Here is a 12,942-nt window from a genome sequence, read left to right as displayed (position 1 = left end):
GGTTGGCTGTATCCGCGGATTGTCTGGGGGGGGATCTGGGGGCTTTTGTTCGTGCTGCCCCTTTTGAATTCACGCTTCCTGCTCAAGGGTACTTTGTTGAGTCTTCTACCGACCGCGGTTCAGCTGTTTTTTATTTTTCCCTACCAGGCTAACAAAGGACTGGCCGGCTTGAGCCTGGGCATGTGGACCCCGGCTTTCGTTCTGGTCTACAACTGGGTGTGGGGCGTCGTGGCGGCGACGTCCATAAAATTTTCTAAATAATACCAATGGAAACGATGACAATCCTTGACCTGAGCCACTATCTTGAACCGCGAAAGCGAGCACATTCCCCGCTGCTTGCGGCGGGTGGTGTTCAATAAAAAACTGGATCTTGCTTCTCCGACGGTGAGCGTATTGCAGATGAAGGCCTTTTGCGGCTTGCGCAGCGAGAAATTGGATTCCCGGGATGTGGAGGATCTCTTGGATCAAATGGCCCAAGCGATGGCCCCAACCGAACCGGACGCAACATAGGAGCAGTGCCCTGGCCCATGACGTCAAATTTTGAAGAACTCGATTGCCAGAAAACCCACATGGGCGAACTGACGCTTCGCCGCCGGCGCATATTGTCTCTCAGCGGCCGGGAGGTATACGAGGTCAAGCTCGGCGATGACTATCTTATGTCGAGCCTGTTCCATGACTCCGAGGTGGCCCTGGCCGACATCGGGTTGGGGGCGTTGGGCGGGGCAGCGTGGGATGTGGTCGTCGGCGGCCTGGGATTGGGCTACACAGCGGTGGCTGCATTGGCATTCAAACAGGTCAAGCGCCTGGTCGTCATCGAAGCCCTTGCACCGGTTGTCGACTGGCACCGTCGGGGTCTGGTGCCCAACGGAAGCACGCTGAGCCGTGACGGTCGCTGTGTTTACTACCATGCCGACTTTTTCGACTTGATCCGCGGTGACGGCTTGGACCCCGAGGAGAAAGGTGCCAGGTTCGACGCCGTTTTGCTGGACATCGACCACACCCCTGGATTCTGGCTGCACCCCAGTCACGCGGACCTGTATTCAGAATCGGGCATGCGCCGGCTGAAATCGTTTTTAAAGCCCCATGGCATCTTCGCCCTCTGGTCCAACGATCCACCCGAAGATGCGTTTGTTGAACTGCTTTCTGGTGTTTTTGCCAGTGCCGAGGGCCACACAGTTCAATTTGACAACCCCCTGCTGCAGTCGGTGACCGCCAATGGGGTTTATTTGGCGCGTTGCGACTAACGGTCAGCTGACGTGTAAAAGCGCCGCGGCCGCGCTTGGATTGGCATTTCAGATGCCCAGCCGAAGTATTTTTCGGCGAAGTGTGTTTTTGTTGATGCCCAGTTCCTTGGCCGTGGCCACCTTTTTCCCCCGGTTTCTTTCAAGCGCTTGCTGAATGGCCCGTCTCTCTATTTCCTTCAGGGTCAATCCCGGTGCAATCGGGTTCAGTGCGCTGGGCGGAAGGATGTGGCCCGGAAGGCAGGCCACGCGGATGATATCTTCCCTGCAGAGCACAAAGGCATGCTCGATGGCATTTTCCAGTTCGCGGATGTTGCCGGGCCATTCGTGCAGCATCAGCGTGGCGATGGCATTTTGGGATATCCCGGCAATGTTTTTTCCCGTCAGACGGTTGAAGCGCTCGATGAAATGATCCACCAGCAGGGGGATGTCCTCCTTGCGGTCCGCCAGCGGCGGCAGAGACAGCTTCACCACATTGATCCGGTAGTATAGGTCCTTCCTGAACGTTCCCCTCTCGACCAGTTCTTCAAGATGGTGATGCGTGGCGACGATGATTCTGGCGTTGGTGGCTATCGGCTGGTTGGAACCCAGCGGTTCAAAGGTTTTATTTTCGAGCACCCTGAGGAGACGGACCTGCATGACCGCGGATATGTCTCCTATTTCATCCAGCAGCAGGGTGCCGTCCCGGGCTTGTTCGAATCTTCCGGGCTTGTTCGTTTTCGCATCGGTGAAAGCGCCCGCCCGATAGCCGAAAAGTTCGGATTCCACCAGGGTATCCGGCAGCGCCCCGCAGTTGACGGCCAAAAAAGGCCCATCCTTGTGCAGGCTGTTGTTGTGAATCGCTCGGGCGATGAGTTCCTTGCCTGTGCCGCTGGCACCCTGAATCAACACCGTGCTGTGACTTAGTGAAATTTGCGGCAGGATTGAGAAAATGTTGTGCATGCCGGCGCTTTTGCTCACGATATCTTCATAAGAATGCTGCTTGAACAACGCCCTTCTCAGTTCGCTGATATCACTTAAATCCCTGAAGGTCACGACACCGCCAATGACGTTGTTTTGGCCATTTTTCAATAGCGTTGTCGTGGAACTGATCGGGATTCGTTTTTTGTCGGCACGAACGATATAGATGGGTCGATTGATCACCGGGGACCCGGACTCCAGGGTCTCTCGGAGAACACAATTGCTTTCGCAAACATTGCTGCGGAAGACTTCAAAACAGGACCGGCCGATGGCTTCCGCTACCGGGATGCCGGTAATTTTTTGCGCTGCGCGATTGAAATAAGTGACGCGCCAGTTCAAATCAATCGCGTAGACACCGTCCGTGATGTTGTCCAGGATGATCTGATATTGATCGTCGAGGCATTCATCGGACGAAGCCATTCCCGCTGCGGCTTGATGACCCATCTTCGGCGTCGAAAAGGATCGATCCACGCGTTGGTCGGTTCGCGTTTTTGGGTTCATTTTGTTCCCTTTGCCTGTGGGAAAAAGCTTTATAGTGTTCCCTCCGTATATGACATCAGCGAGTGAAAAATCAAGTGGATTTTTTAATTTCAGATTAATTCCAGATAGATGGAATTAATCTTCGTTTTATCTGCCGCCATAGTATGTTTATTGCTTAAGTCTTCTGGGCAGATCTTCTTTCTTCCATTATCCATTTCAATCATCCAACGGAAAAGGGGGTATCACCATGAAACGTGCCTGGGTTCGAAAAAGAGCCGCTTGGTCGCTTGTCCTCGCCGGGGTCCTGGTGTCCGGATTCCTAATCTTCGGGAGTCACGGCGTTGCCATGCAGGAGGCGAAAAGCGGGAAGAAGGTGATGCATGAGAAAGCGTACACGCTTTATCAAAGCAATTGCCTGGGGTGTCACATTTCAGTTGCCGATCCGGAAAAGGCCGGTCGAACTCGTGATGACTGGCACCTGGTGGTTCAAGTCATGCACGGGTACGGTCTCGACCTGACCGATGCCGAGAGCGAGATGATCATCGATCTGCTCTACGACCTGAGGCAGGGCATGGAAAGGGAAGCGGGATAGCACCTTGCAGATGAAAGCCTCCGACTCGTGCAAGATTCAAGGTAGTATGAACCCTTATTCATAAAAGTGGAGGATAAGCCATGAAACGAAGAACCTTTTTAAAATCCTTGGCGGCCACCGGCGTTGCGACATCTTTGACCGGTGCGGGGGCGCTGACCCGCGAGGCCCAGGCGCGCAAAAAGATTGATTTCGGAGAAGTTAAAAGCGTGCGTATAGATGTGCTTAGCGAGACCAGCTGGTTCGACAACGACAACTTGAAAAAACACATGCTGGATTACGGCGGAGCGATGACTAACCAGTATGACATTCCGTGGGACTGGGACAATGCCGGCGGCTACATGGCCCTTTTAACCGTGACCACCTTGGAGGGTAAAGAGAGAAAGATTCTTTTAGACTCCGGGTGGAACAACGACTGGGTGGACTATATCTACGAGATGAACAACATCCCCGCCATGTTGAAAAGCGGGGAGATCGAGTTCATGGTCCTATCCCATTGGCATCTCGACCACTACTGGGGGATCGAATCGACTTTGAAGCACAAACCCGACATCACCATGTATGCGCCCAAGACCTATTATCCGGAAGATATGGCGCTGCTCAAAGGCGCACATTTGACGGCCAAAAACAAGGAAGGCAAGGATGTGCATGTCTGCAAGAATGATGTCCCCCATTCCGGAAAGCTGATTCTCTGCGATCCGGACGGCGAGAAAGATGGTATCTACAACCCCATGCCGGGGGTTGCCATCAGGAATTTCGACGTTCCCATTTTGCTGCGGGTAAGGGGAGAAAACGTATTTTATTTCAATGTCAAGGACAAGGGAATCGTCACGGTGACCGGTTGCTGCCACCCGGGAATTCTCTCTCTGTTCTCCTATGCACGCAAAAATTTTGAAGGGTATAAGCCCTATGGTTGCTACGGAGGGCTGCACATTACCCTCTTTGAGACGTGGGATCCCAAGTTCGACGACATCATCAAGGGCGTAAAAGCGTTCAAGATTCAAAAGCTTGCCTGCAATCATTGCACCGGATGGATCTGGGCTGAAAAAGCCGCCGCCGCCGGTGTCCCCGTTGTCAAAGGCACCGATAAATTCAAGTCATACAAAAGGCAGTCTACCGTGGCCACCGCGAGCAATGCATTTCTCACAAACGGTGATCACGTCGTTTTCTAACTGCTATTTAAAGCGTGCCATAAAGACAGGACAGACCAGGGGATTCGTTGATCGAACACTCACCTCTTCCCCTGGCTGTCTTAATGGAGGGTCGACCAGATGAATACGACTGCTGGAACAGGGCAAAAATTCAATTATTTTTTCGGATTGATCAATCTGGTGGCGGTTTTTTGTATCGTGTGGCTGCTGTGGTATGTTTTCATGAACCCCAATACGGTGATGAAACTGTACACGCCCATGTACGGTTTTTCGTTGGTTGTCGGATTTCTTGCCGCCATCGTGCTGTTGAACAACGTTGCCGGCGGCTATCCATTTCCGGAAGGTTCAACACAACGATTCGGACCGGTCCAGCGAGGCATAGTGATGACCCTCGCTGCCGTCCTGCTGATGCTTTTTCTGGTTTTTATTTTTTTCTGGGGTTTTATCGGGAAATTCGGCATCGCTTATTTCAGTCCGCAATCGATCATTGCTTCGGGCGGTCAGGGTGCGGAAATTTTTAATGCCCGCGAAAACGCATCCACCGCGATCGTCTACTACTTCACCGCCTTTTTACTGACGGCACTTTTCTGGAGCACCGGTTTCGGCCGATGGCCCTGGCAAAATGACGATCGGAGTGTGACGGCCTGGTCGAGATTATTTGCCGTCACTTTTTTCAGCGGCATCATCTACATACTCCTGTTTCATCCCCACGTCTGTTATCTTTTCTACCCGGCCCAGGACAAGGCCGGCGTGGAATCCTGGTGGGCGAATTTTGCCGGCACGGGCAGCGCCTTTTTCGGGCTCGGTCTGGTCCTTTGCGTCTTGTTTTGGATTGTGGCGTCAGATCTGCTGTGGGACGGGTATCCCTGGAAATATCTTGAAAAGGAAGGGGAATCTACCTGGGCCAAAGGGCTGGTCGTCCTTGTCGTCACCTTTGTCCTGGGTGTCATCGTGCTCTTGGTCCTGATGCAGATCATGAACTATTTTTGGGATGAACCGTTTGTGGGCGGGCAATACACCGATGGCCCGGATTTCCGGTTCATCCATGCCGGGGAGATATGCGGGTTTTTTATCCTGGCAGCGTTTATCCTGAAACACTATTTCAATAATTTCCCCCATGTAAAAAGCCTGTGGCTGGGCGCGGTCATACGAACCATCCTGGCAGTTGCCGGCGGCATGCTTTTTTACTGGTTTTATTACTCCCCCCTGGCGACCTTTTTTCTGGCCAAGGTGCCCGGTATCGCCCAGCCCGGCGATACATCGCTGGTTTGGACCATTCTCTTTTTGAGCGTCATCATGGTTCAAACGGACTTTTTCGAAGGGTGGCCGCTCAAAAAGAATAGGATGGAACTAAAATAGTGGATAAGAGCAAAAGGACATTCTGTAAAAAATACTTGTTCCGACAGATCCAAAAGACCGTTGAAGGATTTGGGGAGGGGTTTAAAGAAGCGCAGCAGCGCCTGACGTTCGATGATTTCTTTGAATCCTATGAATCCAGTTATGCCCTGACCCTGGCCTACCCGGATGATATTTTAATCGAGACCGCCCGTCAGCATGGCATCCACACCGAAGGGCGAGGGAAGAATGAGATAATAAAGGAGTTGTTTGAAAAACATGGCGGCTACGGGAACTGAGTGCGAGAGCTTCTTTGAGAACAAAGTCAACAGTATGCTGGTGACCACCTCCTGGATCGACGAGTTGAAGGCGCTGCTGGAAATGGAGGCGGTCAGTCAGATCTGGGGAGATGCGCCGGCCTGGTATATGTGGTTGTCGGATGCCCATGGGGTCTACCGCCTCCAACTGGAAGCGGCCATGAACGAAGAAAAGAATCCGGCGAACAAACAGGGCTATTTTTCCATCAAATGCTATCCATTTGACAATACGACCGTTTTTGACACCTTCTCCTACGAGGAACAGGTGTTGAGCCAAAGCCGTCTTTTCGATGACACCCATACCCCGCGGTTCGAAGAGTTGCAGAGAATCCCCGATTCCCTGTTCAATGTCGCTGCCATGATTTACCGGGTGAACCAAGATGACACGATGGCGTGTTTTACCTTGGAAAGTTTGGATACCCTGCGTTGCGTCTATCCCGAAGAAACGGTGGTGAATGTCGATCTGATCGGAAAAACCCGATGCTACCGGAAAGGTGAGATCGGCCGATCGGTGCCGGGCTGGCAGCTGGGGTACCCTGTTTTTGACCGCCTGTTAGGCATGTATGCCCACTACAGCAAGGCCAAACCGGCTCGGGTGCGCATCACGCGTTCATCGGGGTTCGAATACGTGCATGCCGGCGACCGTACATTTAATTGCCTGGATGCGCCGAAAATCCACCGTCTGGCCGCGTCGGTTTTATTTGCCTCCCCCGACCGACCGGATAAAAGGATTGATTCGAATGAACTGGATGTCCTGGAACCGGAAGGGGAGTCGGGTCAAGTGGAGATCCTTTTGGACCGAGCGTTTCCCTGCGGTCACCACCACCACGCGGAGAAAACGGCACCCTACCAATCGGTTGTAGGCGCATCGGTCAACCCGCTCTGGTGGTCTCTGGCCGAGACCGCATACGCCTCCAACCTGGCCTCAACCTGCGGGTGCCATTGACCATAGCTGGCAGCGCCGGGGGGGGTGACCAAGCCCAATCGATACATGCAGGCGCTTTTGGGTGATGGGAAATGATCAGAATCGCCATACCCATATTCCGTCATCGCGTTTCACCGGTGCTGGATACATGTACCCGTCTGTTGATCATCGATTTCGAGGGGCAAACCGAAGTCGATCGGCGGGAGGTTGCTTTTGATATGTACGCCCCATCCGAGCGGATGGCGATTGTTAAAAAGCTGAATCCCGATGCCGTCATTTGCTGCGGTGTCAGCGACGTGTTTGACAGGATGCTTCAGGCTGCCGGTATCAGCCTGATCTGTGGCATCGCCGGCGATGTTCAGCAGGTCGCCGAGGCGTTTTTGGGCAACCGCCTCGATGCCCCCTGCTTCAGGATGCCCGGATTTAAACCTGGTGTTTGAAAGTTATGGCAGTCAATCCAGTATGATAAGGAGGTAGCACATGGCTAATTTTTTATTTGTCTTGAGCAGAGATGACAATGAGGCGGCAACGCGGTGTTTTCAATTTGCCAAAATAGCGCATTCAAAAGGACACCAGACGGATCTGTTTTTTATCGACAATGGCGTTCGCTGGGCCGATTCCGCAAGAGATTTGTCAGTCAAGACACCCACTGGTGACTGCCCCAATGATTATCTGCCTTATCTGGTTGAGAACCAAGTTCCCATTGGCGTTTGAATCCCCTGCGCCAAAGCTCGTCAGGTTGACGAGAAACGCTTCTTTTCGAACATGATCCTCGATGGCGGACCCCATCTGATAGATTTGGCTGCCGAGGCTAAAGTGTTTAATTTCTGAAAATCATTTTTCGACCGCTGAATAGGGATAAGTCAATGAAAAAGATTGGAATAATTATCTGCGATCGCTACCGCCGCTGTGCAGGCGGGAAGTGTTTGCGAGCGATGAGGGACAAGGAGGGTGCCTTCAGCATCTACGCCGGCCTCGACGTTGAGTTGGTCGGTTTTACCACTTGTGATGGCTGTCCGGGTGGAAACATCGAATATGCCGGCGAAGAGATGGTGAAGAATGGCGCCACGGTTATTCATTTAGCTACCGGCCTCGTGGTTGGTTACCCACCCTGTCCCCATATCGACGCATTCAAAGCCTTCCTTGAAAAACGGTATGGGATCGCGGTCGTTGTCGGCACGCACCCCATACCGAAAAAATATCTGGATATGCACACCCATTTAGGTACATGGACGGACGCCGCATGGGCGCCAGTGATTGCGCCAACCCTGAGTGATGAAGTGACACGGGCAAACTACGATTAAGTTTAGTCACACCAACTATGCTTTGACCGGTGGGATATTTATTTAGTATGTTTATCGCGAGTTAGATTTATCCGATATTCCCATAATCCTTTGATCAACGGCCGGGGATGATAGTGGGTGGAATTTCCCAGAGGCAACGATTTTTAAGAACCCTTTTGGGCGGCGAAACGGACAGGTTCCCATTTTTCGACCTTGAGCCCGACGAAGGTACCCTCGGGCGATGGTACCGGGAGGGACTTCCCCGACAGCAGTCCTTTTCGACCTATTTCGGTCTGGAAACGCACCATTCCGTCGGATTGACGCTGCACAGTTACCCCTTTTATCAGCAAGCACCGGATCTTCTCGACGACCCGTCCACTTTCATCCGGCATTACCATCCAAACCAGCGATCACGGTATGCGCGAAACTTTGTCAAACAAAGCCAACGCAACCATCAACAAGGCCGCGTGCTCTATGTGGACGCCTCGGGAGGCGGTCTCTTGCAGATGTTGGGGGTGGGAGATTGGGAGTCGCTGCGCGCTGCTTGTTTTGCGCTGATGAAAAGGCCGCAGATAGTGGAGGACCTGGTTAATCGGACCACCGACTTTTACTGTGACTGCCTCGAGAGGGTGCTTTCCAAGGTTTCGGTAGACTATGCCTCTTTTTATGAGCCGATTGCCTCCAACCACGCACCCGTGGTTTCTCCGGCGATGTTTGTACGCTTCGCCATACCCGGTTACAGGAAAGTTATCGACCTTTTAAATAAATATCGTGTCCCGCTTCGCATTTTGTGCACCACCGGCGGTGACTTGACCTCGCTCCTGCCATTGCTCATCGACGCCGGCATCAACGGCCTCTGGATCAGCAACATCCGCAGCGCCGGCATGGAATACCCTAAGCTTCGCCGTCAATTCGGAACTGAAGTCGCCCTGATCGGTGGGATCGACGCAACTGCATTGGCACGGGATGAGGCGGCCGTGAGAAAAGCGGTGGAGGAGACGGTGCCGGACCTGCTTGATGGCGGTCATTACCTTCCTTGCCTCGATGACAGGCCTCGCATTACCGTTCCCTTCGCCAATTACCGATTGTATCGGCATCTGCTTGAAGAGATATCGCGCAAGGGGTGATCCGTAAAAGGTTTTCTAACGATCAAGCCACATGGAACCGGACATGATAGGGGATGGTATGCATGGCCCGGTCTGCCAGACGCCTGAACTTTCTTCTTTCAGACAGCCACAAGCAGGCCTGGTATAGCCAACGATAATATAAGTTGGGCATCACATATACCGATCTCAATTTGTGCAGCTCATTGTCAGCCCAGTAATATGTCCGCAGGCGGTTCCAGCGATATGCCGTGTATCGTAGTGCCAGCAACACAGCTTTCTTGATACGTTTCATATGGACTGTCCCATCACATCGATTTTCGGATTTATTGCGGGTGTGCGCCAGGATTTTAAAAATTAAAACGGTAACGACCGGCACCGATGCGTTCTGTATTTAAATATCGCCAAATCGAACATTAACTTTAACACCAACCTGCAAATCACTCGACATCATCTAAAAATACAGCTGATGTCCCATGTTCTTATTGCGTTTTTTCGATGGGAATGCCCTTCTCGCGGATATCGGCGAGGATATTTTTTAGCTGGGCTTTGGTGCAGTCATCGATGTGATAGGCTTTTTGACCACCATCGGTGAAAAAAAACAACAAATGGTCCTGGTTGGTTAAAACTACCTTTCGGATGTAATCCCGATCCAGCCATGGCTCGAGAACTTTTAGGAAGTCGTTGAGTCGACAGGTTTGCATGATTTTTCTCCTAATTTTTTAAGATTTTACAAGATGGTTAAAATAGTAAAACCGACCGTCCAGAGATGCAAAACGATTTTGGGTCGCTGTGCGGAAAGGACTGCCATACCGCTATTCTATTCATACCCCGGTTCTTCATCAACGGTCCAACCCCACGCCGCACCCGGCGAGTGTTCTTTTAGCCCTTTTCCAGGCTATCGGCTAGACATTTAGGGTTAATGGCGCATTGAAACATGGATCAGGATGGCCCTGTGAAATTAAGTTCGAACCGTAACTCTTGCCAAACGATACCAACCCCTTGACAAGAATAGGGATCTCTGCAAACCTATACGTGTTCCGCTTTTCCACTGCCACCATCGCTGAGACGGAGATCCACCCATGGCACTGACGAAGAAGGGCATCGTCGAGCAGATCCAGGCCCAGCTTGATTTTCCCAAAAACAAATCCCTTGAGACCGCTGAATTTCTTCTCGAACTCATCAAGACCCACCTGGAGGTTGGTGATGATATCCTTATTTCCGGTTTCGGCAAGTTCTGCGTGAAGGAAAAAAAGGAGCGAAAAGGCCGGAATCCTGCCACCGGGGATGAGCTGATGTTGAAACCGCGACGCGTCGTGACCTTCAAGTGCTCTGGTCAACTGCGGGACAAGGTGAATAAACAATGAATACCATTGCCAACCGACGACGACATCCGCGCCACATTGCCCTGTTCACTGCGAAATATACCGTCAAGTCAGGAACGTATCGGGATCTGGTCCGCAATGTGAGCGCAGGAGGTATCTATATTATCAGCCGACGAACGATCAGAGATGGGCAACGGATCAGCCTTCGCTTCCCGGTATTGGCTTTCGACAAAAAGCCCAGCGTTGCGGGTACGGTGATACGGTCTCACCACAGGGGCTTTGCCGTCATGTTTGACCATCCGGTTGAAGCGAAAATCGGCCGGGATGGCCGATTCCCTCATATCGAAATTAAGCAAGATCAACCGCGTTGAAAGTTCATCCGCATCTTCCTCGACTCAACCCTGTATCACTTGCATCCAGCGGGAAGCGTGTCCTTAAAATATTCGAAGCATAGGCATATCGCTTCTTTTTCCCAGTCATCCAGAGCAATGAACTGACATCCAATGCCTCGATTGGTTTTGTTTACAACTTTGGCTTTAAATCTAACTGCCTGGGTTTCAGTTGGGAGCTTGGCGTTAATGGTCACCATTTTTCCAACCGTTATTTTATACGGTTCGCCTATTTCTATGAAAACTCCGCCTAAACTGATGTCCGTAATGGTCAAAATCCCATCAATCCCCTGAACCATGGCGTTGCAATGAAATTCAAGCCTCGGGTCTTTTCTTCTCTCTTTAGTTACATTTTTCTTTTTACTTCGAATATCGGCCATTGGGCAAACCTCATAAATAGACCTGAATGGGTGTATTGGCCGATTGCCCCCAATATATCCCCAAAAAAAAGCGCTGCCTTCGCCTTCGATATATCTATTTTTCAATACGGAGTATAAAAGATTTACATGCAAAGTGCAAAGCACGTATAAAATATCCGTTGCCTTCGTTGATGGGATTGATGGACGCGGTACATTATGATCAAAAAAAAAGGGATTTTATACCGTATAAACATTTTTCCAGTATATGGTGGCCCTGCCAATCCATCACATGCAATAGGACTTGAAAAAATCGGCATACCTCAGCTATGCTCAAACCATGAATATTTGCTCATTATCATTCAATTTACCTTCATGCATTAAATCATCAAAAGATGACCTAAAGATGGAAGGAGATCCCATGAAGGAAATGGTCATTAGATTTAGACTCATGAATACCGACGACTTTGACGCTGTGGTCAGGATTGACGAAAAAGTATTCAATGCTTCGCGGGCGGAGTATTATGAGCTGAAATTTGAAAAGCTTTTCAGGTCCAACGAGTATCTGCCCACGTCACTTGTCGCAGAGGGAAAAGATGGAACGGTGGTGGGGTTTGTTATGGGTGAGCTCTATATGGGAGAATATGGCATCTCCCAGGAAGGCGCTACCCTCGATACCATCGGCGTTGATCCAGATTACCAGCATAAGGGTATCGGTGGGCGGTTGATAAATGAATTTATGGATCATCTTAGAGATCTCAACGTTAAAAAAGTAAACATCCTGGTCGACAGAAATGATTCCAAACTGATGCATTTTTTTAGCGCGAACTTTTTCAGCCCCTCAAAAACGATTGTTAACCTGGAACGAAGCCTTTGATGTCAGCGAAGGATCAACGATGGGGAATCGCACTCAAGTGTGACATTGCCTTCAAGCTGACTATGAGAGAAAAGAAATGAATATGGCCGAAACGGCTCATACTAAAGCACTGTTTTTTGTTTTGGCAGCCGGCTCGCTGTGGTCTTTTGGTGCCCTGACGATCCGCTACATGGTCGATCCACAAATCTATCGATGGCAATATCTGTTCTTCCGGGGCCTGACGGTCGCGGCGATACTGTGCGTCTGCCTTATTGCAAAAGATGGCAGCCGGTTTTTTAACCATTTCAAAAGAATCGGTATGCCGGGTATTGTCGGCGCTTTCGGACTCTTGGGAGCCTTTATCTGTTTTATCTGGTCCATAACGCTGACTACCGCTGCCAATACCCTGTTTTTGTTTGCAACCACCCCCTTTCTCGCTGCATTCATGGGGATTGTGATCCTCAAGGAAAAAATAAACCCATTCACCTGGGTTGCAATGACCGTTGCCCTCATCGGAATTACCGTGATGGTCATCGAGGGTTTGGAAGCCGGAAGCGTTCTTGGAACGGTCACGGGCTTTGCCGCCGCCTGTGGCTTTTCAATTTTTTCGGTGTCCCTCAGGTGGCGAAAGG

The 12,942-nt window shown here is 51.1% G+C and carries 19 protein-coding genes; 16 read left to right on the top strand and 3 right to left on the bottom strand.

All coding sequences use genetic code 11. From position 1 onward, the window contains the following. The 3 genes from ABYV26_RS10735 to ABYV26_RS10725 all read left to right on the top strand — a co-directional run. Nucleotides 1-261, top strand: a 261-nt coding sequence (locus ABYV26_RS10735; RefSeq protein ID WP_372680851.1) for a hypothetical protein, incomplete at its 5' end; no start/stop codon positions are given. Nucleotides 262-303: 42 nt separating this feature from the next. After that, nucleotides 304-510 (top strand): hypothetical protein, encoded by a 207-nt coding sequence (locus tag ABYV26_RS10730; protein WP_372680849.1) that lies wholly within the window; start codon nucleotides 304-306, stop codon nucleotides 508-510. A 17-nt stretch (nucleotides 511-527) separates the two neighbouring features. Beyond that, on the top strand, nucleotides 528-1,244 hold the full coding sequence (locus ABYV26_RS10725; protein ID WP_372680848.1) for a spermidine synthase: 717 nt from the start codon (nucleotides 528-530) through the stop codon (nucleotides 1,242-1,244). A 48-nt stretch (nucleotides 1,245-1,292) separates the two neighbouring features. On the opposite strand, the gene ABYV26_RS10720 is transcribed toward ABYV26_RS10725, so the two are convergent. Beyond that, nucleotides 1,293-2,702 (bottom strand): sigma-54 interaction domain-containing protein, encoded by a 1,410-nt coding sequence (locus ABYV26_RS10720; protein ID WP_372680846.1) that lies wholly within the window; start codon nucleotides 2,700-2,702, stop codon nucleotides 1,293-1,295. Between the two features lie 226 nt (nucleotides 2,703-2,928). On the opposite strand from ABYV26_RS10720, the gene ABYV26_RS10715 reads away from it, so the two are divergent. The 9 genes from ABYV26_RS10715 to ABYV26_RS10675 all read left to right on the top strand — a co-directional run bounded on the left by ABYV26_RS10715 (nucleotide 2,929) and on the right by ABYV26_RS10675 (nucleotide 9,408). Beyond that, the gene (locus ABYV26_RS10715) at nucleotides 2,929-3,273 is read left to right on the top strand and encodes a cytochrome c (protein ID WP_372680844.1); all 345 of its coding nucleotides are present in this window, start codon (nucleotides 2,929-2,931) and stop codon (nucleotides 3,271-3,273) included. 80 nt (nucleotides 3,274-3,353) lie between these two features. Then, a complete protein-coding gene (locus ABYV26_RS10710; protein ID WP_372680843.1) occupies nucleotides 3,354-4,442 on the top strand; it encodes an MBL fold metallo-hydrolase in 1,089 nt (362 codons plus the stop codon). Between the two features lie 99 nt (nucleotides 4,443-4,541). Next, nucleotides 4,542-5,780 (top strand): hypothetical protein, encoded by a 1,239-nt coding sequence (locus tag ABYV26_RS10705; RefSeq protein WP_372680841.1) that lies wholly within the window; start codon nucleotides 4,542-4,544, stop codon nucleotides 5,778-5,780. Further along, complete coding sequence (locus ABYV26_RS10700) at nucleotides 5,780-6,055, top strand: hypothetical protein (protein WP_372680839.1); 276 nt, start codon at nucleotides 5,780-5,782, stop codon at nucleotides 6,053-6,055. The genes ABYV26_RS10705 and ABYV26_RS10700 overlap by 1 nt, the downstream gene beginning before the upstream one ends. Then, nucleotides 6,036-7,019 (top strand): hypothetical protein, encoded by a 984-nt coding sequence (locus tag ABYV26_RS10695; protein WP_372680838.1) that lies wholly within the window; start codon nucleotides 6,036-6,038, stop codon nucleotides 7,017-7,019. The genes ABYV26_RS10700 and ABYV26_RS10695 overlap by 20 nt, the downstream gene beginning before the upstream one ends. Nucleotides 7,020-7,090: 71 nt before the next feature. Continuing rightward, complete coding sequence (locus ABYV26_RS10690; RefSeq protein ID WP_372680837.1) at nucleotides 7,091-7,438, top strand: NifB/NifX family molybdenum-iron cluster-binding protein; 348 nt, start codon at nucleotides 7,091-7,093, stop codon at nucleotides 7,436-7,438. 40 nt (nucleotides 7,439-7,478) lie between these two features. After that, complete coding sequence (locus tag ABYV26_RS10685) at nucleotides 7,479-7,712, top strand: DsrE family protein (protein ID WP_372680835.1); 234 nt, start codon at nucleotides 7,479-7,481, stop codon at nucleotides 7,710-7,712. A gap of 152 nt (nucleotides 7,713-7,864) precedes the next feature. After that, nucleotides 7,865-8,302 (top strand): CGGC domain-containing protein, encoded by a 438-nt coding sequence (locus ABYV26_RS10680; protein ID WP_372680833.1) that lies wholly within the window; start codon nucleotides 7,865-7,867, stop codon nucleotides 8,300-8,302. 113 nt (nucleotides 8,303-8,415) lie between these two features. Beyond that, nucleotides 8,416-9,408: a uroporphyrinogen decarboxylase family protein gene (locus ABYV26_RS10675; protein ID WP_372680831.1), complete on the top strand. Its 993-nt coding sequence runs from the start codon at nucleotides 8,416-8,418 to the stop codon at nucleotides 9,406-9,408. Between the two features lie 458 nt (nucleotides 9,409-9,866). Here ABYV26_RS10675 and ABYV26_RS10670 read toward each other — a convergent pair whose 3' ends face one another. Continuing rightward, on the bottom strand, nucleotides 9,867-10,088 hold the full coding sequence (locus tag ABYV26_RS10670; protein WP_372680829.1) for a hypothetical protein: 222 nt from the start codon (nucleotides 10,086-10,088) through the stop codon (nucleotides 9,867-9,869). A gap of 378 nt (nucleotides 10,089-10,466) precedes the next feature. Between ABYV26_RS10670 and ABYV26_RS10665 the strand changes: the two genes are divergently transcribed. Continuing rightward, entirely contained in the window at nucleotides 10,467-10,751 is a 285-nt protein-coding gene (locus tag ABYV26_RS10665) for an integration host factor subunit alpha (RefSeq protein ID WP_372680827.1), read from the top strand. After that, a complete protein-coding gene (locus ABYV26_RS10660) occupies nucleotides 10,748-11,080 on the top strand; it encodes a PilZ domain-containing protein (protein ID WP_372680825.1) in 333 nt (110 codons plus the stop codon). Before ABYV26_RS10665 ends, ABYV26_RS10660 begins: the two co-directional genes overlap by 4 nt. A 35-nt stretch (nucleotides 11,081-11,115) precedes the next feature. Here the strand turns inward: ABYV26_RS10660 and ABYV26_RS10655 are convergent, their stop codons facing one another. Beyond that, nucleotides 11,116-11,478 (bottom strand): PilZ domain-containing protein, encoded by a 363-nt coding sequence (locus tag ABYV26_RS10655; protein ID WP_372680823.1) that lies wholly within the window; start codon nucleotides 11,476-11,478, stop codon nucleotides 11,116-11,118. A 397-nt stretch (nucleotides 11,479-11,875) separates the two neighbouring features. Between ABYV26_RS10655 and ABYV26_RS10650 the strand changes: the two genes are divergently transcribed. Beyond that, nucleotides 11,876-12,331 (top strand): GNAT family N-acetyltransferase, encoded by a 456-nt coding sequence (locus tag ABYV26_RS10650; protein WP_372680821.1) that lies wholly within the window; start codon nucleotides 11,876-11,878, stop codon nucleotides 12,329-12,331. 76 nt (nucleotides 12,332-12,407) lie between these two features. After that, a partial coding sequence (locus ABYV26_RS10645; RefSeq protein WP_372680820.1) for a DMT family transporter occupies nucleotides 12,408-12,942 on the top strand: 535 nt, incomplete at its 3' end.

Source organism: Desulfosarcina sp. (assembly GCF_041551955.1).
GTDB lineage: Bacteria > Desulfobacterota > Desulfobacteria > Desulfobacterales > Desulfosarcinaceae > Desulfosarcina.
Note: the sequence above shows the minus strand (reverse complement) of the source record. Positions and strands in the feature narration are given on the sequence as shown.